The organism is Fulvitalea axinellae, assembly GCF_036492835.1.
Classification (GTDB): Bacteria; Bacteroidota; Bacteroidia; order Cytophagales; family Cyclobacteriaceae; genus Fulvitalea; species Fulvitalea axinellae.
Genome location: NZ_AP025318.1, coordinates 55849 through 77925 on the forward strand (window position 1 = coordinate 55849; position 22077 = coordinate 77925).

The following is a 22077-nucleotide window of genomic DNA, read 5'->3' on the forward strand; positions in this document are numbered from 1 at the left end:
TATATTTAACCCATGACAATTACACATGAAAACGAATACGTGGAAGTAGGTTATGAAAATGACTATGCCATAATCCGTTATAAGAAATTCTGCCCAGATAAGGAAGACCGCGAAGCCATGCTGGCTTTGGTTGACTTGGTAAAGGAAAAACGATTCTTCAAGCATATGGCAAATCCCTCGTTAATGGGCGTAGCGCCGTTGGAAACTCAGAAATGGGTAGCCGAGGAAATTATGCCGTCATTAGTTCGGGCTGCCGGTCGTGAGTATTTTGCCGGAACAGTATTGGGCCAGGAAGCTTTCGCTGCATTTGCTGTAAAGAATATGGTCAGCAATATTAATGAAGAAATGCTAAAGGTACATTTCTTCGACAGTGAGGAAAAATCGCTGGAATGGTTGGCTCAGCAGAATTAATTTCTTGCCTCAAGTTTATCCAGTGAATTAGATAACTGGAAACATGCAAGCCTTTAGATAAAACACTCATGGTTAATGAAATCATGAGTGTTTTTCATTTTAATGAAATGAAAAAAGCCGGGGAGGGCCGGCTTTTTAATGTGATCCCGTGAGGGATCGGAAGATGTAAGTGTATAATATTTTCTACGAAAACGCTTAGTTCCCTTTGAGCGGTTTCAATACGAAGACAAACGATTTTTCGACTGGTTTTACTTCTTCGCTTTCCCGGCGTTTCGGACGCGGATGGCCACCAAGTCCGGCGTGTTCGAGGTCGAGACTCAGAACTGTTTTGCGGGAAACAGGCAAATCGTCGGTTTGCTTGGCTGTGTGAAGTTCCATTTCGTTATATGGCGAAGCCGTGAACTCGAACAAGCCGTCTTCTTTTACTATTTTCGCCTTGGCGCCTTCGGGCAGAAGAGTCTCGTGTCCTTTAATCGCTTCTCTCGATACCAACTCGGCACGAAGACCTTTGCCCGAATGGTCGCGGAGTTCAAGCCAGCGTGTTCCAGTGCGGTTACCGTTGGCTTGCGGATATCCGTAAGGCGTGTAAAGCTCCTCAACGGCCTTGCTGTACCGTCCAACACGGGCCGATGAAGCCCGGTCGCGGTAGTTTTCGTGCGGGCCTTTGCCCAACCACTCGGCTTGGCGATAAGCCGGGTTAAGATCCATCGCAAGTCCCATACGCGGTAATCCGGCGATTTTGGCCGTTCCTTCCGACGGGAGAAAGCGTGTTCCGATAGCCACCGTTCCGTCGGCGAAGAAAGTGTAGCGCTGAGATAGCGTAGCGATATGTTGTCCGCCGAGGCTTTTTACTTCGCCTTTCGCTTCGATAAAAACGGAGCCTTTCGCTTTGCCGGTTTTCACTTCGGCGGGCGTAAAAGTGGCCGAAGCGAGCCCGAGGCTATCCCAAGGCTGAAGGTAAGTCTCTTTTTTAACGCCCCAGCCCGATCGGTCAGAGTCGAGAGTGGCGCGCCAGAGGTTGATGGCAGGGCCGTGGTTGTTTTCGATCAGTTCCGAAGTCCCGATTTTCCATGAGCTGAGAACCCCGGTTCGCTCGTCGAACACGAAGCTATTTCCGTTTGCCTGAACGCGGACTTCGTTAGTGTATTTGTCCCTGCGGAGATATGGTGTTGCGGTTTCGGAAGCAACGATCGTTACGTTATGATTGGCCGATTTTACCGGAATTTGGTCCCATGCGATAACATGCCCGGCGGGAATTCCCGGGATATCCTGTTTCTGAACGAATTCGAACCTTACCCAAAGTCCTTCCGCTTCGGAAGTCTTGGCCAAAGCCTTCGAAAGATCAATTTGGAAAGTTTCCGTTTTTCCGGCCAGTGTATTGAGTGTTGTCTCTCCACGTTGCACTTCCACGCCGTCTTTTTCCGCAATCCATCTCACTTGGTAAACCGAAAGAGGCAAGAAGCTGTGGCGGTTATTTACTTTGAAAGAACCCCGTTTGGCGTTTACGGCAGTTACGGCTACGTCTTGGTGCACTTTGGCTACCTCGATCATTTCTGGCGTTTCTCCGCAGTACGAATTCGTCACGCCGTCAAAGCCGTTGAGGCCTTGCGGAGCGTCGCCGGCGTCTTCGCCCCAATCCACGTATTCACCGTGAATGCCATTCATTCTCCAACCTTGGTCTTTCCAATCCCAGATAAATCCGCCGTGGAGCACTTTGTTCGAACGGATTACATCCCATTCGTAGTCGAATTGGCCCATGCTGTTACCCGAGCTGTGCATGTATTCTTTCATCACAACTGGACGATCCTCGCCAAGAGCGATTTCCTTGAGTTGTTCCGGCGTACGGTAAGCCGTATTGCGGACTTTCTTTTCTTTGGTTACAGCACCGTCCTCTTCTCCCTTTACGGTTCTTCCTTCGTAATAAAAGAGTCTGGATTGGTCGCGCTGTTCCGCCCAACGTTGCATGGCGTCGGTGTGTGGCCCGCTGTAGAATTCGTTTCCTGCCGACCACATCACAACCGAAGCGTGGTTCTTGTCGCGTTCCACCATGCGGGACATTCTTGATACGTGAGGTTCTCTCCAGCCTTTTTCCCTTTCGGCGTTCCACTTCCAGTGCGTCTCCTGGGCGGCTTCGTCCATGATATAAAGTCCCAGCTCGTCGGCGAGTTCGTAGACGTAGGTGTGTTGCGGGTAATGCGAGGTGCGCAGTGAATTGATATTGTAGCGCTTCATTGTTTCCAAATCCAAACGGACGTCTTCACGGGTGACGGCGCGGGCGCGGTCTGGATCCCAGTCGTGGCGGTTAACGCCTTTGAAAAGGATCTTTTTGCCGTTTACGCAGATTTTGGAATCGATAATCGCCACGGTCCGGAAACCTGTTCTGGCTCCGATGGCTTCGAGTGTTTTTCCTTTGGCGTCGCGGAGTTCTAATACGCTTCGGTAAAGGTTCGGAGTCTCGGCGTTCCAGGTTTTGATGTTTTTGAGCAATTGCGACAAGCTAACGTTGGCTTCCGTACCGTTTTCGAAACGGACCGGAGCGCTTTCCTCAGCGATTTTGTTGCCTTGGGCGTCATATAGGCTTGCGAAAAGCGAAAGCTTGCCCGCCTTTTTGTTTCCCTTGTGGCGGATACGGGCGTTGATGTCCCATTGTCCGTCAAGGTAGTTATTTACGGCCGGCGACTTGATCTCGAAATCCTCGATATACGTCGCTGGACGGTGCATAAGGTTTACGTCCCTGAAAATTCCCGAAAGACGCCAAGTATCGAAGTTTTCGATATCCGAAACTTCGGCCACGCGGTAAACGGCTACGGCCAAAAGGTTCTCGCCGGGACGAAGATGATCCGTCAGATCAAATTCGGATGGAAGGAAAGCGCCTTCGGCGTAACCGATGTTTTTGCCGTTGAGATAAACGTGATAGGCCGTTTTCACGCCGGCGAAATGCAGAATTACGCGTCCGCCGTCCCAGTTTTCCGGCAGGGAAAAACGCTTGCGGTACAATCCCACTTCGTCGGGTTCGGTATGGAGTTGTGAGTTTGAGAAAACAGGCGTTCCGAAGCCGTGGCGTTGCCAGTTTGAGGGAACGGGAAGGTTTTTCCAGCCGGCGGTGTTGTATCCGTCATTCTGGAACCCTTCGGGAATATTGTCTTTTCCCAAAACCATAAAAAAATCCCAATCGCCGTTGAGCGATTGCGTGCGAGACGATTCTGTTCCGAGTTCCATAGCCTGACCCGCCGTGGCGAAGGGCGTTAGCGTGGCGTGCGCCGGTTCGGTATTGATTTCGCATACCTCGGGATCTTCGTACGGCGGAAGGGAAACGGTTTGGCTCTGGGCCAAACTCGTCCCAATATTGCCAAAAAGCAATGTACATAGCGTCCACCAAAGGGCGGTGTGAGTGTTTCTCAGCTTCATTATTATTGTGTTGATGCAGAAAAATTATCGGTTTGGGCAAAAGACAACCGTAGACTACTCTGACGCTGAGGCGAGAATTTGCGCCATATAAAGTAATCCAACCAAACCGAGACAGTTGCCCCGCGATTTCGACTCCCAAAAAGCGAGGCCTTTTCCCTACACTCCGCAAGCACAAAATCCGCTAAGGCTCATATTAAATACCCTTCAAAGCGATTTTACCACTATACGAGGTGATAATATTCCCTTAATATTCGAAAAAAAGCGATTCGTGCCTAAAAGTGACCGATAGCGTTCCTATTTCTTACATATAGCAGAATTTCAGGCAAAAAAGAAGACATATGTTTCATGGATCTTCTTACGTCAATACAGTAACTAAAACACATTTTGTGACAAAAAGCGTCCAGATGATCAATAATTAATTTAAGCTTAAGCCAAGTAAAAGCTTATTGGTTGTTTTTTTTACAATATTTGCGTAAGCTAAGGGTTGCGAAGGGTAACGTGCCCAGTCTGGCGAGCCAAGGTCCATAAGTTGTGGGTACTTGGGAATAGCTTCAATTTTTTTGGAGATGGGAAAAACAAACGACGAGGAAATAAAGGCATTGGTTGTATCGATTGCCAAGAACGGTGACAGGCGCGCGTTCCGGTCGTTCTTCGATGCGCTTTATCCGTTGGTATTTAAAGTGGCCCGCCACGTTACGCTGGACGACGAACTTTCGAAGGACGTAGTGTCGGAAGTGTTCGCCAAACTGTGGCAACGCCGGCAAACTTTGGGCGAGGTGGAGAACATCAAGGCCTTTGTGGCGCGGTCGGCCCGAAACCGGGCGGTAGACCTGTTGCGCAAAAACAAAACGGCCCATCTTGATTTGGAGGAAGCCGGACATTTGCCCGAAGCCGAGCTCCCGGACTGGGACGATGATATGGGACACGAGGAAATGATGACGGCTTTGCACCGCGCTATCGAGAGCCTTCCGGAGCGTTGCAAAATTATTTTTAAACTGGTGAAGTTAGAAGGTATGAAACAGAAGGAAGTGGCTAAAACGCTGGATATTTCCGTGAAAACTGTTGAAAACCAGATTGCCAAAGCCGTAAAGTCACTTGCTTTATTAGCAAAAAAGAAGGTGAAAAAGGCTTCCTAAAAATAAATTCTTCAATTTTATTTTATTCACGTAGGGGATTTTTCAAATGCTTGCGTCATTTCAATAAAGGGTAGGCAGATTTCCGGAGACGATATGGAAAAGGAGCAACGAATTTACGGGATGATAGCTCGGCGGCTTTCGGGGGAGTTGGATGAGGCGGAGAAAGCCGAATTGAGAGCCTGGATGGATCAGGATCCCGAAAACCGGAAAGAGGTCAGCGATTTGCGGATGTTGTGGGCGATGTACCAAGACGATCCCGCAATTCCGCCCGCCGACGAGGCTTTTGCTCTGGTAGAGAAAAAGATCGATAAAGAGAGGCAGGCGGAGCGAAGGCATATTCCATGGGGACGCATAGCCGCAACGGTGGCTTTGGTGCTTGCCTTGGGTGCCTCGCTGTGGGTTGGCGGTCTTCAGGAATATCTGTTAGGTGGCGAAATGCTGACCATCAGGACTGCTGAAGGGCAACGGGCGAAACTGACATTGCCGGACGGAACCAAGGTTACGCTTAATGGAAAGAGCAAAGTGGAGTACCCAGAAGTGTTCGGAATTGGATCCAGAAGAGTGAAGATCGAAGGAGAAGCGTATTTTGATGTAGCGCATGACAAGGATAAACCGTTTTATGTAAAATTCGGTGAGTTTGAAACCAAAGTGCTGGGAACGGCCTTTGATATCCGGGCTTTCAAGGCCGAAAAAGAGTTTAGCGTAGCCTTGGTCAGCGGAAGCGTAATGATATCCGGGAAGGGTGAGGTAATACTTGAGCCGGGCCAGCGCTACCGGGTTTCGAAAAACGGAGAGGCTTTGGTGGAATCTTTCGTTCCGTCAGAGGATCTTCTATGGAAAAACCACTTCTTTGAGTTCGATAACAGGAAAATTGACGATGTTCTGGCCGAGTTAAGCGCTTGGTTTGGCTTGGAAATATCGGTGGAAAACCCTCATAGATGGGAAAATATCACCCTAACGGGAAATTTTAAAGCCAAGGAATTCGAGCAGGTGATGCGCCATCTGGATTTTATCGCGAACATCTCTTACAGAAAAACCGGAGACAAAAGATACGTTGTGCGTCAAAGGTCTAAATGACATAATTATAGTAAAGAGTAAAGCGTAAATAGTCTGCTTGGACCTGTTTAGCTTTTAATCATAACTCCATGACTTGGTGGCCATTGTACTATACTGATAAAATGTAATTCACTTAAAACCAAATAGTTTGCCTATGGTGTAAATCGACAAGACGAGTTTTTTGATTTTTTGGACGGGGTACTGGGAGAGGTTCCCTGAAAAAAGAAAGATGTCCTTGCCTTCTTAGCGGTCAGGCGCGGACATCCCAGAGTTTTTGTATCAATTCGAATATCCATCTAATTTATGAGACTTAAAATATTTACGGCGAGTTTTTTACTTGTCATACAGGCATTGCTATGCGCTGGTCCGTCATGGGCTAATGCGCAGGGCGCCGAGGTAAACTTGAGTCGTTCGGGTTCGGCCAAAGTCAGTGTCGTGGTCGATAACGCCTCGTTGGCCACCGTTTTTTCGCATATCGAGAAGCAGACAAAGCTGAAATTCTCTTATGTGGTAGAGCGCGTGGACGTTAATCGGAAAATCAGCCTTAACCTTACCAATTCCAGCCTTGACAAGACGCTGAAGGCCATTGCCGAGCGTACGGGGCTTTCTTTTTATCAGGCGGAAGGGAGCATTCTGGTCAAGGATCCTAACTGGAAATCGGGCCAAGCCGAAAAAAAGCAAGTAAAGGGAAAAGTTACCGACAGCAAAACCGGTGAGGGAATCCCTGGCGTAAACGTGGTGGTGAAAGGTACCACAAACGGAACTATCACCGACTTTGAGGGAAACTTTAAGCTGGACGTATCAACCGGCGATATCCTTTTGGTAACATATGTCGGATACGTGAACGAGGAAGTGCAAGTGGGGGCGAATACGGTTTACGATATCGCCATTACCGAAAACGTGAAGGAGCTTTCCGAAGTGGTGGTAATCGGTTACGGTACGGCCAAGAAGAGCGATTTGACGGGATCCGTAGCAACGGTGGAGAATATCGAAGGCCTGAAATCAAAAGCGCCGACCAATGTTTCGGATATGATTCAGGGATCGATTTCCGGCGTAACCGTTCTTTCGAACGGCGGTGACCCGACAGCGGGTTTTGACTTGAGAATCCGCGGTGTGGGTACCATCAACAACGCCGACGGTCCGCTTTGGGTAGTGGACGGAGTGATTGGAGCGCCGGCGCCGAAGCCAAACGATATCGAATCGATTTCGATTCTTAAAGACGCCGCTTCCGCTTCTATTTATGGTGCGCAAGCCGCTGGCGGTGTTATTATGGTAACCACCAAGCGGGGCAAGAAAGGAACGGTTTCGGTTGATTTCGAAATGTTTACCGGAATCCAGCAAGCCTGGAAAACGCCTAAAGCTTTGGACGCCAAGGGAATGTCTGATTTTTATCTTACCGCCGCCCGTGGCGCCGGAAAGTCGGAAGCCGATATCCGAAGCGAGTACCCGGCTTTTGTTCCGGATTTGAATCCTAACGGAATGATCACCCGCACCGATTGGACCGACGAGATCTTCCGTACGGCCAAAATCAGCGATTATCATGTTCGCCTTAGCGGAGGCAATGATAAGGTGACTTACCTGACCAGCCTTAGCTATCAGGAAAACGAGGGAACCATTCGTAATACTTTTGCCGAAACGTATAACTTTTTGCTGAACGCCGATATGAAGCTTTCGGAGAAAATGCGGATCGGACAGCATATCAAAGCTTTTTACCAGACTTCTAGAGGCGCCAATACCGACGATGGATACGGCGGAGCGGTGACAAACGCTATCTGGATGCCCCCGAGCGCGTCGGTTTACGGAAAAGACGGCAAATGGGGCGGAGTGGCCGAACCGGACGATCCGTTTGTAGGCTCTTACGGCGATATCGGAAACCCGGTGGCGGCATTGGAGCGTAATAACGCCAAAAACCCAAGCATTGGCGTGGACGCCAACCTTTACGCGGAGTATTCTGTCTTCGATTTCCTGAAAGCTCGTTCCAGCTTCTCTATCCGTGGAAATATGAAGGACTACGAGCGTTTCTTCCCTAAAGTGCCCGAGCCGGGACGTCCGTCGCAGGTCAATACCTTGGATATGTCGAGCGAGCGCGGTTACCGTTACCTTTGGGAAAATACGCTGACATTTGACAAGAATTTCGACAAACACCACGTAACGGCGATGGTGGGCTATACGGCCCAAAAGCAGGAAACGACAGGCTTCTCGGCCGGCGCTACCGGTTTTGACAAAGAGGACGACTACTTTATCATCCTCCAAAACGGCGGAACGGTAAAAACCCCGACAAGCTGGACTTTCGGCAACTCAATGGCTTCGGTATTGGGTAGGGTGGCTTATAGCTACGCCGACAAATATTTCCTGACAGCCAACTACCGCCGCGACGCCAGCTCCAAGCTTTCTCCGGAACTGCGTTCGGATGAATTTCCAGCCTTCTCCGCAGCTTGGAGAATTTCGGAAGAACCTTTTATGGAAGGGATAAAAGAGCAGGTGAGTTCGCTGAAGCTTCGCGCCAGCTGGGGACAAATCGGTAACGTTGCCTCTTTGGGCAATAATGACTGGATGCTCCTTTACTCGCCGCTTAACGGCCTTTTGGGACAGAGCACGGGCCTGATCAACGGTTACGCTCCGCTTTCGGAAGGAAATCCGAACTTGTTGTGGGAAACGGGCGAGCAAACCGACATCGGTATCGACGCCGAGCTGTTTGGCGGAAGGGTGATCGTCACCGCCGATTACTTCAACAAACTTACCGACGGAATGATTATGCGTCCGCTGAAGCCCGGTACTTCTGGTGTGCAGAACTCGGCGTTCGAAAATGTGGGAGCCGTACGGAACAGGGGCTTTGAAGTGGAATTGGGCTATCGCAAAAAAGAAGGCGATTTCCGCTACAGCGTATTTGCCAATGTGTCGATGATCGAAAACGAAGCGACTGATTTGGGCGAAGCCGGAGCCGTTCCGGTAGGTACAAACGTGCGTGGCGTTTTGCGTCCGTACCGTCATGAGGAAGGTCATCCGCTTAGCTCGTTCTATCTGATCCGTTCGGCCGGAATCTTCCAGTCGGATGCCGAGGCGGAAGCTTATGTTGACAAGAGCGGAAAGAGAATCCAGCCAAACGCCCAAGCCGGCGACCTGAAGTTTATCGACCTCAACGGCGACGGCGTTATCAGCGACCTTGATCGCGATTTCGTAGGAGATCCTTATCCGGATTTCACTTACGGCCTGAACGCCAACGCCAGCTACAAGAATTTCGACTTCAGTATGATCTGGCAAGGGGTAAGCGGCGTGGATATTTTCAATGCCTATAACTTCCTGACGCTTAGCGCCGGATTCTCGCAAGGATACAATATGCGCGACGGAGCTTTGGACGCTTGGTCGGAGACGAACAAAGGTTCAGATATTCCTCGCCTGACCGTAGACGACAGAAACGGAAACTACGCCACAAGTTCGGATTGGTACCTGAAAGACGGCTCATATCTGCGCCTCCGTAGCGTAACCTTGGGCTACACTTTGCCTCAAAATATCTTGGACAAAACCCCATTCAGCCGATTCAGGGTGTATGTGGCGGGCAGAAACCTGCTGACTATCACCGATTACGACGGAATGGATCCGGAAATCGGGTTCAACGGATTGGACCAAGGAAAATACCCTGTGGCCAAGCAGTTTTTGTTGGGACTTAACGTAAGCTTCTAAGCGGTTATCACACTTCTCCGGAAGGTGTTCCTTCCGGAGAGGCAAAATCGATCAGAAATGAAAAAAATCATATATCCTATATTGGCCTTGGCCATGCTCGCCGTGTCTTCCTGCGGTGACAGTTTCTACGATTTCGAGCCGAAAGGTTCCTTGGGAGCTTCGTCTTTCTGGAAATCGGAAGAGGACGCCATCGCCGCCGCAAACGCCCTGTACGCTAACCAGACACACCCCGGAAGTTACGGGCAGATGTATACCCGTGGTTACTTCTGGTATATTTGCGCCTCCGACGACATGATAGTCGGGCGCGACAAGGCGCAGTCTATCGATATGAAAAACTTCGAGAACAACGGTTCTGAATCTTATACCCGCGATCTGTGGCGCGTGCGCTACCAGAATATCCGCCGGGCCAACGAGATTCTGGCCAATGTTCCCGCCATGGATATCGGCCAAAAGGTGAAAGACCGGGTAATGGGCGAAGCCTATTTTATGTCCGGTGTAATGTACTTTGAGCTGGCCTACCGCTTTGGCGATGAGAAAATGGGCGTGCCCATCATCAACGTCGAGAATATGGACCAGCCCAACGTGGAGCGCCCGGCCAGCGTGGTTGAAAACTACAAGGACATAGAGGAGCGCCTAAAGATGGCCGCTCAGCTTTTGCCTAAATTCAGCGAATACGGCCCCGAGGATTACGGACGCGGACATAAGCATGCGGCTAACGCTTATTTGGCCAAAGCCTACGCTTTCCACGCCAAATACGACGCCAGCATGTGGGCCGAATGCGCCAAAGCCGCCGACAAGGTAATTGCCGAACCCACGCACGACTTGATGGACGAATACACCGACGTGTTCAAAGTGAAGAACAACTGGAGCAAGGAATACCTTTGGTCCGTGGTAGGCTATATCGACCAGCCGAATAGCGGTAGCGGATTGCCTATCGTAATGCTGGAAAACAAAGGTTGGGGTAAATACAATGGCTGGGGATATTTCCACCCGACGCTCGATTTGTATGAGGAATACGAAGCCGGTGACAAGCGTAAGAAAGCTACGCTGATGGAATTCGGAGACGAGTTCCAGTACTTTGGAGAAACTCGTCGTTACTATTCTACCAACAGCCGTACGGGCTTGCAATTCAGAAAGTACATGGATCCTTTCGAAGAACCGCTTAACGTAAACGTGGGATCGTTCTGTACCAACCTGAATATGCCGTTGATGCGCTACGCCGAGGTATTGTTGTTGAAATCCGAGGCCCTGATTATGCAAGGCCAAAACGGAGACGCTCCTCTGAACCAAATCCGTCAGCGGGCGGGGCTGCAGCCTATCAGCGGCGCCACCATGGCCGATTTGAAGCACGAGCGCCGTTGCGAACTTGCCGGCGAGTGGTCTGACCGCCACGCCGACCTGATCCGCTGGGGTGATGCCAAGGACGTATATCACAAACCGTTGTACGGCCGTCGCCATGCTGACAAAACGGATCCGGATTCGGGCTACGAGGTAGTGGAAGTATGGAAAGCCCGTACGAACTTCGACCCAGCTACACACCATATCTGGCCGATTCCGCCACACGAGGTAGAGGCCAGCGGAGGTGTACTCAAGCAGAACGCAGGGTGGTGATATTGGTGAATGGTATTAAGTATTAGGTATCAGGTCTTAGGTATTTTAAAAACAAAGAGTTTAGGAATGAATAACCTTCTTGCCTAGACTTCAGATATCGATGCGGTACCTAGTACTTAATACCTGATACAAAAAAACATTGGACTGACACGGGAAGCCCGTCCGGAAATATATGTTTCTGCGACGGGCTTTTATCATGATGGATTTACGATGGCGAAACCAACCGCCTGTTTTTTTGTTCTCGGTTTATCGACCAATAAACCGGTAAAATGACCAGAGTTTTCATTACGATGATTTTGGCGCTGGCAATGTTGGCCTCCTGCGGACATAAGAAGGAAACAACAAGCATTGACCAGCCTAAAAAGCCAACGGCTCCTGTCAAGAAACCAAAACCCGTAAAGCCGAAGACAGGGCTGGAAGAAATAATCAGTCCCGCTGATTTCAAACTGTTGCTTCCCGATTCCTTGGAGTCCATAAATGGAGAATGGAGACGAGTACGCGACCCTTTTTATACTTATGAGGCAATGCTGGAAGCGGCCAAAAGCTTTCCCGATTTCTGCAACACGGGAACGTTGGAGACAAGAAAGAGGGAGCTTTCGGCCTTCTTGGCCAATACTTCGCATGAAACCACAGGGGGCTGGGTTTCCGCTCCAAAGGGACCTTTTTACTGGGGGTATTATTATGTCAGGGAAATAGACTCCAGATATTACCAAGAAAGGGAACGCAGGATTCCTTACTATGTCGATACGCTGGGAATGTTGGCCAAGATGTATCCGCCGGCACCCGGCAAACATTACTTTGGCCGTGGCCCTATACAGATCAGCCATAATTACAACTACGGACTCTGTAGCGAGCAATTGGGCTTGGGAACCCAACTACTGGAAAGCCCAGAGCTGGTGGCGCAAGATAGCGTATTGGCTTTTAAAACGGCCATCTGGTTTTGGATGACCAGGCAACAGGCCAAACCGTCCTGCCACGAGGTGATGACCGGCCAATGGGAGCCCTCGGCACATGATAAGAGTAGGGGACGTTTGCCCGGATTCGGAATGACTATTAATATAATAAATGGCCGTGGCGAATGTGGTCGCTGGACTCATGACGCCAAAAACAGGATAGGCTTCTATAAAAGGTATATGGAGTATTTCGGTGTATCTGGCGACGGATCCATTGGTTGCGAAAGCATGGAGCCTTATTAGTTTGGGAGCCTGACGAAATCAGGGTAACTGAAACATTCACCCTGATTTCGTCAAGCGTTCTTATAATGAGTGAGCTTTATGGTGATGTCCGGTTGGTTAATTCCAAGCCATATTCTTTCTCGTATTCCAATAGGCCTTAGGGCTTTCCTTTAGGCTCAGCAAAACGCCAAGATCTTCGGTTGAAAGATGGATTTGCAAAGCTTGCAGATTGCTTTCCAACTGCTCAGGGGTGGAAGCTCCGGTGAGGGCCACATCGCACCAAGGCATAGCCACGGCTGTTGCCAGCGCAAGGGCGTCAGGCCCTACGCCGTACTTTTCCGACAATTCGTTCAGCACCTCCCTTTTCTCGGCGAATCCCGGCTCCTCGTTACGTACGGTCAGGCGTCCGTTGGCCATTACCTCTTTCAGGATTACGCCCATACCTGCGTCGTGGGCCTCGGCCAAGGCATTTCCCGCCGACGATTCCAAGATATTCCAGGTGGCCTGCACGGTATCGAAAAGCGGTACGTCACCGTCCTTAATCTCCATTGCGGCCCTTAGGGTATCGCCTTGTTTTACGCCACCGCCCAGAGATAGGCCGATGCGCATCCCATCGGCTTTTATCTTGCGGAGCCCGTCCAATACCTCTTGGTTTTCCAGAACTCCGCTGTCCAGAGTCGCCGAATGTATCTGGTAAAGGTCCAGCCAATCGCCAAGGTTTTGTTTCGACTCTTCCCATTGCTGGGCCAACACTTCCGGGTTGTGTCGTTTTATCTCGTGGTCCTCGGCTTCTACTTGCCACTCGGCTGTATAAACGTATCCCCACTTTGAGCTTACCGTAATATCGTGTACATGAGGCTCGGTGCGCAACCAGTGACCCAAAAACGCCTCTCCTTTGCCGTAAGACCGCGCCGTGTCAAAGAACCTGACACCCTTCTGATAGGCCAAACGGAACATCTTCTCGGACCGGGCGGCCATGTCGGCTTCCGTTCTGCCCGCTTTATAATCCGTGCCGTGACCCAAGTTAATGTAGCCGGGACGCCCCAATGCCGCCGATCCCAATCCGATCGGGCTGACCAGTAATCCCGTGTTTCCTAATTTTCGTAGTCGCATGCGCTTTAAGGTTGAGTTTGGCGGAACTTAGCCCAAAACTTAAGATATAGCAAATAAAATATGATAACAGAGGGCGCTTTTCATACCGGCAAGAACATTTGTGTTGTATCCATGTTAGTTCAATTGATAATAAATCATGGTTATGGCCGAGGAAAAGTACGACTTCATTATTATAGGAACAGGCGCCGGAGGAGGCACTTTGCTCCACAAGCTGGCCCCGACGGGTAAGCGGATTCTAGTCTTGGAAAGAGGCGGATTTCTTCCCAGGGAAAAAGAGAATTGGGATACCGTACAGGTTTTCCAAAAAGACCGCTACCATACTGATGAAGAGTGGAAAGACCATAAAGGAAGAAGCTTTCATCCCGGTACTGGATATTGGGTAGGGGGCAATACTAAGGTGTATGGCGCCGCGCTTTTTAGGCTCAGGGAAAAAGATTTCGGACTAGTCGAGCATTCTGGCGGAGTTTCTCCCGCTTGGCCGATCAGCTATAAGGAACTGGAGCCCTATTATACCCAAGCCGAAAAACTATACGGTGTAAGAGGTCGCCGACAAATGGACCGAACTGAACCAAAAGCTTCAGAGGAATATCCATTCGGGCCGATAAAACACGAGCCCCGTATACAGGAGATTCATAATCTTTTGGAGAAAAAAGGCTACAATCCGTTTTATATCCCCTTGGGAGTAAAACTGCACGATGATATGCTGGAGTCCAGCAAATGTATCCGTTGTGATACCTGCGACGGCTTTCCTTGCCTAGTACACGCCAAATCCGATGCGGATGTTGATTGCGTAAGGCCGAATATGACCATGCAGAACGTCGAACTTCGGACACACGCAAAAGTGGAATGCTTGGTCACGGACGAATCAGGCAAGCGGGTGGAGACAGTGGTGTATTCTAAAGACGGAGAAAAGCATGCGGTCAAAGGCAATACGGTAGTAATATCCTGTGGAGCCGTCAACTCCGCTGCGCTGTTACTGGCTTCCGCCAATGACAAACACCCCGATGGCTTGGCCAATAGCTCTGGAATGGTGGGCCGGAACTTCATGAAGCATAACAACGGCGCCATACTGGGTATCTCCTCCAAACCCAACCCGACGGTATTCCAAAAAACCATGGCGGTCAATGACTTCTATTGGGGCGATGATGAGTTTAAATACCCGATGGGCCACGTACAGTTATTGGGCAAGGTAAACAAAGACATGTTGGCAGCCGACGCTCCCGCATTTGCGCCAGGCCTGGTGCTGGACAAGATGGCCTCCCATTCCGTAGACTGGTGGATAACTGGCGAAGACCTTCCCGATCCGGAAAACAGGGTAACTCTGAAAGACGGAAAGATCCATCTGCATTACACAGACAACAATCTGAAAGGCTTTGATCGCCTGATGAAAAAGTGGTGCGACATCCTCAAAGAGATCGAATGCGCCGACTATATCGTTCCCCATTCCCTGTATTTCCGTAAGAAAATTCCACTGCAAGCTGTGGGGCACCAATGCGGAACGGCAAGGTTTGGGGAAGATCCGAAGACTTCCGTTTTGGACAAAAACTGCAGGACGCACGACGTGGAGAACTTGTATGTGGTGGATGGAAGTTTCTTCCCATCCAGCGGAGCGGTAAATCCTTCGCTTACAATAATGGCCAATGCGCTCAGGGTGGGTGAACACTTGGCTAAAAGCTGAACAATAAACACCGGAAAATATGAAACCGAGATTGGACGGCCAAGTGGCCTTGGTTACAGGAGCGAATTCGGGAATCGGTAAAGCCGTGGCTATGGCTATGGCCAAGGCCGGAGCCAAAGTGGGCATAAACTACGTGGTAAACGAGGAAGCCACGCAGGCAATGATCGATGAGATCAAAGAATCCGGCGGAGAAGCCATAGCCTTAAAAGCTGACGTAAGTGACGAAGGCGAGGTAAAAGCCATGTTTGCGAAGCTATTCGAAGCGTTCGGAACCATCGATATTCTGGTAAACAATGCGGGACTACAGCGCGACGCCAAGTTCTGGGAAATGTCGGTAGGACATTGGAAGAAGGTTATCGACGTGAATCTTACAGGTCAATTCCTTTGCGCTCGCGAGGCCGTAAACGAATTTATTCGAAGGGGAATCGTGGAGTCGGTTTCCACTGCTTCAGGAAAGATTATCTGCATGAGTTCCGTACACGATGTGATTCCGTGGGCGGGTCACGCCAACTACGCGGCTTCCAAAGGCGGAGTAAAACTTTTGATGCAAAGTATGGCGCAAGAGTTGGCGCCATACAAAATCAGGGTCAACAGTATTGGACCCGGTGCGATAAAAACGCCGATCAACAAAGATGCTTGGAACACTCCGGAAGCGGAAGAATCTTTGCTTACGCTTATCCCATACAAAAGAGTCGGTGAGCCTTCGGACATAGGAAAAGCGGCGGTATGGCTAGCTTCAGATGAGTCTGACTATGTCAATGGCGCCACACTCTACGTAGATGGAGGCATGACGCTTTATCCCGGTTTCGCTACAGGTGGTTGATTAGAAAAAGAGATTAACAGGTGCGAGTGTCCAGCTCGTTACACGTTGGTGCTGGAGCTCCCGGCTCCAAGCACCAATTTTGACATTCACAGTATGTTAGGGAAAATGGTTCGGAAGCAAGACTCTTTTCCTTTAAAGCCAAAAGACCGCATCCTTTTACTCCATAAATCATGGGCAAAAACGCTGAAGAACATCGTCTGGAAGAGCATTACAACAAGGAAAATCCGTGGCTGAAATGGGGTCCCTACCTGAGCGAGCGTCAATGGGGTACCGTACGCGAGGACTATAGCAAAGACGGCGACGCCTGGAACTATTTCCCGCACGATCATGCCCGAAAGAGAACCTATCGTTGGGGTGAGGACGGCATAGCCGGAATTTCCGATGATTGGCAACGCATTTGCTTTTCGGTTGCGCTATGGAATGGCAAGGACAATATACTGAAAGAACGGCTTTTCGGTCTGACGGGCGAGCAAGGAAACCACGGCGAAGACGTAAAGGAGCTGTATTATTATCTGGACAATACGCCTTCCCACGCCTACATGAAGTATCTGTACAAGTACCCTCATGCGACGTTTCCCTATGATGATCTTTTGAAAGTAAATAGGGAACGTGGGAAAACCGAGCCGGAGTACGAGTTGCTGGATACGGGAGTGTTCGAAGGGAACAGATATTTTGATGTCTTGGTCGAATACGCCAAATCCGATGTTGAAGATATATGCGTGCGTATTACCGTAAGCAATAGGGCCAAGGAAAAGGCGTATGTCGCGGTTTTGCCCACTTTGCTGATGCGCAACCTTTGGGCTTTTGGTATGCAAAAGGAGAAATCGGTTATAAGCCTTGAGAAAAAGACTGGGGCTTATGGTGCCGTATCCATTGATCAACCTGACCTGGGTAAATATCATATGTACTATGATACTCCTGATAGACATCTTTTCACTGATAACGAGACCAATAAAAAGGATCTGTACGGACAAAAAGGCGGGACTCCATTTACAAAAGACGCTTTTCATAAAGCTGTTGTAGGGAATGACTATAAATTCCTAGAGAAAAAGGAAGACGGATCAAAATTCTCTCCCCTCTACGAAAAAGAACTGGAAGGTGGCGAGAGTTTCGTCATCAAGTTAAGGCTGTGTAAAAAGAAAAAACGTTCGGCGCCGTTCAAAGATTTCGAAGATGTTTTTAGTAATCGGATCAAGGAGGCTGATGAGTTTTACAAAAAACTGGAAAAGGGAAAAGACCCCGAACTTTCCATGATTCAGCGCCAGGCGTTTGCCGGCATGTTATGGAGTAAGCAGTACTTTAATATCGATATCGAGCATTGGCTTGATGGGGATGAAGGGCAACCCCGGCCACCGGAAGAAAGGTTAACCGGCAGGAACTCTGGTTGGCGGACACTGAATAATGAGGATATCATATCCATGCCCGACAAGTGGGAATATCCATGGTACGCTGCTTGGGATTTGGCCTTCCACTGCTTGCCGATCGCTCTGATTGATCCTCGTTTTGCTAAGGATCAGCTGATTCTGATAATGAGGGAATGGTATATGGCGCCGAATGGTCAGATACCGGCCTATGAGTGGAATTTTAGCGATGTAAATCCACCTGTACATGCTTGGGCTGCGTTAAAGGTCTTCGAAATAGAGCGGGATACCCACGGCAAGGCCGACATTGATTTTCTGAAGAGAGTATTTCAGAAGCTGATGCTCAACTTCACGTGGTGGGTGAACCGAAAAGACTCCCATGGCAAAAACGTGTTTGAGGGAGGCTTCCTTGGCTTGGATAATATCGGAGTGTTTGACAGGAGTAAAGATTTGCCGCATGGCGGAAAACTGGAACAGGCAGACGGAACTAGTTGGATGGGGCTTTTCTCATTGTATATGATGAAGATGGCGATCATTATCTGCAAAGAGGACGACACCTTTGAGGATGTGGCCACCAAGTTCTTCGAGCATTTTGTCTATATCTCCGAGGCAATCAATCGTTCCGATCACGAATGGGTAGGGGCCTGGGATAGCGACGACGGATTCTTTTATGATGTTCTACAGCTTCCTCATGAAGAGTATATTCCTATCAAGGTTCGGTCATTGGTTGGGCTAAGTCCGTTGTTTGCGGTTACGTCAGTAACGCATGAGACGCTCCGAAAAATTCCGGACTTTATGGTCCGTTTGGAGTGGTTTTACGGATACAGGCGCAAGCTTAATAAGTATCTCGTACTTGAAAAATTCGGACCGGATGAGGACCTGTTATTCTCATTGGTCAATGAGGCCCGGCTGAAAAAGTTGATTACCGCGCTTTTGGATGAGGACGAGTTTCTTGGGAAAGGGGGAATCCGTTCTCTTTCCAAAATCCATAAAGACGGCTATCATATCAATATCAACGGTGAAGATTTTGGTATCTCATACCAACCCGGCGAATCTGACTCTTATCTCTTTGGCGGGAATTCCAATTGGCGTGGCCCCGTATGGATGCCTATGAATTACTTGCTGATTCATTCTTTACGGGAATACCATAAATACTACGGCGATAACTTCAAAGTTGAATATCCGACTCGATCAGGTGTGTATTTGACCTTGGACCAGGTAGCTGACGAGCTTTCAAGGCGTTTGATACGGATTTTCCGCAAAGACGCTGACGGTAACAGGCCTGTACACGATAAGCAAGCGATTTATCGTGATCCGCATTTCGAGAACTTGATTCTATATCCTGAATATTTTCACGGAGATACGGGCCGGGCTGTAGGCGCAAGCCACCAAACGGGGTGGACGGGTTTGGTGGCCTCACTGATACATGAATGCGGTTGGGAAAATAACCGCCGTAAATAATGAACTGAACCTAGACCTTTGACTCTATATTAAAGTGATTCTTGATTGCCCGGGGGCTACGACTTCTCCGATAATAGAGGCTTCGTCATGTATTCCGGAAGCGTGCAAGTCGCTTAGTAGGTCATGCGCTTTTTCGGATGGAATGGAGATCAAGAGACCTCCGGAAGTTTGCGGATCACAGCAGAGCATCTTGAGGTTGTAATCCAGTTCCGGGCCAAATTCCGTATCTGATTTGACGTAGTCCAAATTGCGGAAAGCGGCGCCGGGAATGCATCCGTCATCATAGAGCTCGTAGGCACCGGGTAAAAACGAGATTTCCTCAGTGAGGATTATTAGCGAGACATCGCTGGCTTTGGCTATTTCTCGGGCGTGCCCCAGAAGGCCGAATCCCGTGACGTCGGTGGCGGCTTTGGCTCCGTGTTTGGCCATTATTTCCGCCCCCTTTTTGTTGAGCAGTTTCATTTGTTCCAAAGCTCTCTTATAGTCCGATTCTTTCGCCAATTCCTCGCGGTGTCCGGCGATTAACGCCCCGATTCCCAGAGGCTTAGTTAAGATCAGTGCATCACCGACTTGGGCCTTGGCGTTGGTAATGAGTTTGTCTGGCTGGACCGTGCCGACTACCGCCAAACCGAATTTTGGGGGATGGTCGTCGATGGTATGCCCGCCTACCGTCAATGCGCCGGCTTCGCTTACTTTGTCATGCCCGCCTTGCAGGATTTCGGCGAATGCTTCCACGGGAAGTTTGTCGGCGCTGAACATCATGATATTCAAGGCCATAATCGGTGTGCCGCCCATGGCGTAGACATCACTGAGCGCATTGGCGGCGGCAATTTGTCCGAATTCGAAAGGATCCGAGCAAACGGGCGGGAAAAAGTCGGTGGTGTAGATTAGTGCGGTGTCGTCGTTGAGTTTGTAAACTCCGGCGTCGTCATGCGTATCGATATCTACCAATAATCGCTCGTCGGAGGATTTCGGTAACTTCGACAAGATTTCGGCGAGTTGGGTTGGGGAGAGTTTGGCCGAACATCCGCCGTATTCTACGGTTTTGAGTAAATCTATTTTTTCCATTTGCTTATTTCTGAATCAGTGTTGTCGGACTAAAGGGCTACACACGAACATTCGAACCCTACTTGGCGAAGGTTTTCTAATTGCGCTTCGTTAGCCGGCTTGTTTACCTCAAGGCACATTCCACATTCCGACGAGATACGGGAAGGGACGGGCATCACTTTGCAAGCAATCTGCTTTTCCCTGAAGTACTTTTCCGCTTTTATGACTTGACGGATATTTTTGAATAAGATAAAATATCTTTTGGAGCTCATGCGGATTGCTTTTGGGTGAAAATCGGTTCGGTTCTCTGACTTGTTATTTCTCGATTCGCTTTAATGCGTCGAGCAAATAGGCCAAGTCGTCCGGGCGATGGTATGGGGACAATGAGACCCGGCAAGTGCCCTGCGGGAATGTGCCCAGAAAGCGGTGAGCCATCGGCGCGCAATGTAGTCCGGAGCGGGTTTCGATGCCAAAATCGTGATATAGGCGAGCGTTAAGTTCGGATACGTCTATCGAACGATGGCGTAGGGAGAATGTCTCGCCTTGATCCAGAAGTGATTTTGCCCGATAGATTTCGTATTGCGGTAGGTCCTCGATTTCTTCAAGCAACTTACGGAAGTCATCCGGCGTATGCTCAGGCTCGGGACGGTTTTGAAGAGCTCCAAGCAATCCGAAAATCCCGGCAACGTTTGGCGTGCCCGCCTCGAATTTGTCCGGAGCGAAGGCCGGCATATCAAGGCTGTCGCTTTGGCTTCCTGTTCCGCCGAAGAGCAGAGGCTCGGGCAAATCGGAATGGCGGGCGAAGAAACCCCCGGTTCCCGTCGGACCGAGCAGGCTTTTGTGCCCGGTAAATATTACGTAGTCCAACTCCCACTCGTCGGTTTTGACGGGGGAATTACCGAGCGATTGCGAAGCGTCCACCAATATCGGAGTCTCGCCGATGGCTTTTTTGATTTCCCGAAGGGGCTGGATAACGCCGTTTACATTACTTTGATGATTGACAACTACCAGAGCGGTGTCTTTCCCGATCAGGTCCAGTTTATCAAGCTGAATTTTTCCGTCTGAACCGGCGGGTAATTCACGGAGCTGGATCCGCCTTTTTTTTCTCAAATATTCCAACGGACGCATAATTGCGTTGTGTTCCATCGGACTATGCCAGACGGTACCCTTCAAGTTCAGGCCTCGAAGCAGGAGGTTTGAGGCGTGTGTGGCGTTATGGGCGAAGCTCACGCATTCGGGTGTTTCGGTGCCGAGCGCATCGGCCAAGGCGTCGCGGCAGGCTTCCACTTCGGCGCTTACCCGAAAGGCGCGCCCATGGGCTGAACGCCCGTAGGTTCCTCCCGTTTCCGTGAGATATTCGGTAATGGCCGAGGCCACGGCTACGGGTTTGGGAAAGCTGGTGGCTGCGTTGTCGAAGTACGTGAGTGCGTTTTTTTTCATCAAGGGTAAACGATATGTCCCGTTTTGGCCAACAGCTCGGCGATGACGTACATATTGGAAATGCGTCCGCAGGCGATGTCGGATTTTATCTCGTAATAGTCCACGCAGGCGCCGCAGAGAATGATATCAACGCCTTTTTGGGAAAGTTCAGCGAGCCCTTCGGAGGCTCCCGAATCTTTTCGGGCCAGTAAAACGCCGGCGTTGTAAAGCACGATGGCTTCGGGAAGTTTGTCGATTTCGGCCAAGGCGTTAATGTACCCTTTTATCAATATTTCGCCCAACGCGTCATCGCCATGGCCCATTTTGTCGTTTTTCAAGACTACGGTGTAGGCGCTGTTGGATGGAGCGCAAACCGCTTCGGGCTCAGGTTTTTCGCTCGCTTTTTCGGGCTTTCTGGCCTCGATGGCCGTGTAGCCTTCCCGCTCTATCGACTTTGGCGATGCGTTATGGTCGGCCAAAAAAGAGTTCAGGTTTTCGCAAGCCACGGCGTTGTCTACCCATACTTCGAATATTTCGCTGTCAGCCAGCGTTTTCCATAGCCTTTTGGCCATAATCATGGGTTGGGGGCACCGTTTTCCCCGGGCGTCAACAACTTTCATATTTTCTGTTGTTTGAAAAATATTCTTATAGAAAAAGGACCCGATTCTGATTGTCCAATATCGTCAGGATTTTTCAG

The 22077-nt window shown here is 49.8% G+C and carries 15 protein-coding genes; 9 read left to right on the forward strand and 6 right to left on the reverse strand.

All coding sequences use genetic code 11. The features are described from left to right. Positions 1 to 12: 12 nt before the first annotated feature. Positions 13 to 411 carry a hypothetical protein gene (locus AABK39_RS23480; RefSeq protein WP_338395663.1) on the forward strand — a complete coding sequence of 133 codons (399 nt, stop codon included), beginning with the start codon at positions 13 to 15 and terminating at the stop codon, positions 409 to 411. Between the two features lie 195 nt (positions 412 to 606). Here AABK39_RS23480 and AABK39_RS23485 read toward each other — a convergent pair whose 3' ends face one another. Beyond that, complete coding sequence (locus AABK39_RS23485; RefSeq protein WP_338395664.1) at positions 607 to 3819, reverse strand: glycoside hydrolase family 2 TIM barrel-domain containing protein; 3213 nt, start codon at positions 3817 to 3819, stop codon at positions 607 to 609. A gap of 566 nt (positions 3820 to 4385) precedes the next feature. Here AABK39_RS23485 and AABK39_RS23490 point away from each other — a divergent pair. The 5 genes from AABK39_RS23490 to AABK39_RS23510 all read left to right on the forward strand — a co-directional run bounded on the left by AABK39_RS23490 (position 4386) and on the right by AABK39_RS23510 (position 12499). Next, positions 4386 to 4955, forward strand: coding sequence for an RNA polymerase sigma factor (locus tag AABK39_RS23490; RefSeq protein WP_338395665.1), 570 nt, complete (start codon positions 4386 to 4388; stop codon positions 4953 to 4955). A 120-nt stretch (positions 4956 to 5075) separates the two neighbouring features. After that, positions 5076 to 6032, forward strand: a complete 957-nt coding sequence (locus AABK39_RS23495) for a FecR domain-containing protein (protein WP_338395666.1) — start codon at positions 5076 to 5078, stop codon at positions 6030 to 6032. 282 nt (positions 6033 to 6314) lie between these two features. Continuing rightward, positions 6315 to 9692: a TonB-dependent receptor gene (locus tag AABK39_RS23500; protein WP_338395667.1), complete on the forward strand. Its 3378-nt coding sequence runs from the start codon at positions 6315 to 6317 to the stop codon at positions 9690 to 9692. Positions 9693 to 9749: 57 nt separating this feature from the next. Beyond that, entirely contained in the window at positions 9750 to 11303 is a 1554-nt protein-coding gene (locus tag AABK39_RS23505) for a RagB/SusD family nutrient uptake outer membrane protein (protein WP_338395668.1), read from the forward strand. A 269-nt stretch (positions 11304 to 11572) separates the two neighbouring features. Beyond that, positions 11573 to 12499 (forward strand): chitinase, encoded by a 927-nt coding sequence (locus tag AABK39_RS23510; RefSeq protein ID WP_338395669.1) that lies wholly within the window; start codon positions 11573 to 11575, stop codon positions 12497 to 12499. Positions 12500 to 12595: 96 nt separating this feature from the next. Here AABK39_RS23510 and AABK39_RS23515 read toward each other — a convergent pair whose 3' ends face one another. After that, entirely contained in the window at positions 12596 to 13591 is a 996-nt protein-coding gene (locus AABK39_RS23515) for an aldo/keto reductase (protein ID WP_338395670.1), read from the reverse strand. 142 nt (positions 13592 to 13733) lie between these two features. On the opposite strand from AABK39_RS23515, the gene AABK39_RS23520 reads away from it, so the two are divergent. From AABK39_RS23520 to AABK39_RS23530, 3 genes are all read left to right on the forward strand, one after another. Further along, positions 13734 to 15269, forward strand: a complete 1536-nt coding sequence (locus AABK39_RS23520; protein WP_338395671.1) for a GMC family oxidoreductase — start codon at positions 13734 to 13736, stop codon at positions 15267 to 15269. 19 nt (positions 15270 to 15288) lie between these two features. Next, positions 15289 to 16092, forward strand: a complete 804-nt coding sequence (locus AABK39_RS23525) for a glucose 1-dehydrogenase (RefSeq protein WP_338395672.1) — start codon at positions 15289 to 15291, stop codon at positions 16090 to 16092. 170 nt (positions 16093 to 16262) lie between these two features. Then, positions 16263 to 18914 carry an MGH1-like glycoside hydrolase domain-containing protein gene (locus tag AABK39_RS23530; RefSeq protein ID WP_338395673.1) on the forward strand — a complete coding sequence of 884 codons (2652 nt, stop codon included), beginning with the start codon at positions 16263 to 16265 and terminating at the stop codon, positions 18912 to 18914. Positions 18915 to 18938: 24 nt separating this feature from the next. On the opposite strand, the gene selD is transcribed toward AABK39_RS23530, so the two are convergent. Genes selD through yedF form a run of 4 tightly spaced genes read right to left on the reverse strand, consistent with a single transcriptional unit; the run spans position 18939 to position 22000 of the window. Beyond that, positions 18939 to 19982: a selenide, water dikinase SelD gene (gene selD / locus AABK39_RS23535; RefSeq protein ID WP_338395674.1), complete on the reverse strand. Its 1044-nt coding sequence runs from the start codon at positions 19980 to 19982 to the stop codon at positions 18939 to 18941. 29 nt (positions 19983 to 20011) lie between these two features. After that, a complete protein-coding gene (locus AABK39_RS23540; RefSeq protein WP_338395675.1) occupies positions 20012 to 20233 on the reverse strand; it encodes a DUF3343 domain-containing protein in 222 nt (73 codons plus the stop codon). A gap of 43 nt (positions 20234 to 20276) precedes the next feature. Further along, the gene (locus tag AABK39_RS23545; RefSeq protein WP_338395676.1) at positions 20277 to 21401 is read right to left on the reverse strand and encodes an aminotransferase class V-fold PLP-dependent enzyme; all 1125 of its coding nucleotides are present in this window, start codon (positions 21399 to 21401) and stop codon (positions 20277 to 20279) included. Next, positions 21401 to 22000 (reverse strand): sulfurtransferase-like selenium metabolism protein YedF, encoded by a 600-nt coding sequence (yedF, locus tag AABK39_RS23550; protein ID WP_338395677.1) that lies wholly within the window; start codon positions 21998 to 22000, stop codon positions 21401 to 21403. The genes AABK39_RS23545 and yedF overlap by 1 nt, the downstream gene beginning before the upstream one ends. Positions 22001 to 22077: the final 77 nt, after the last annotated feature.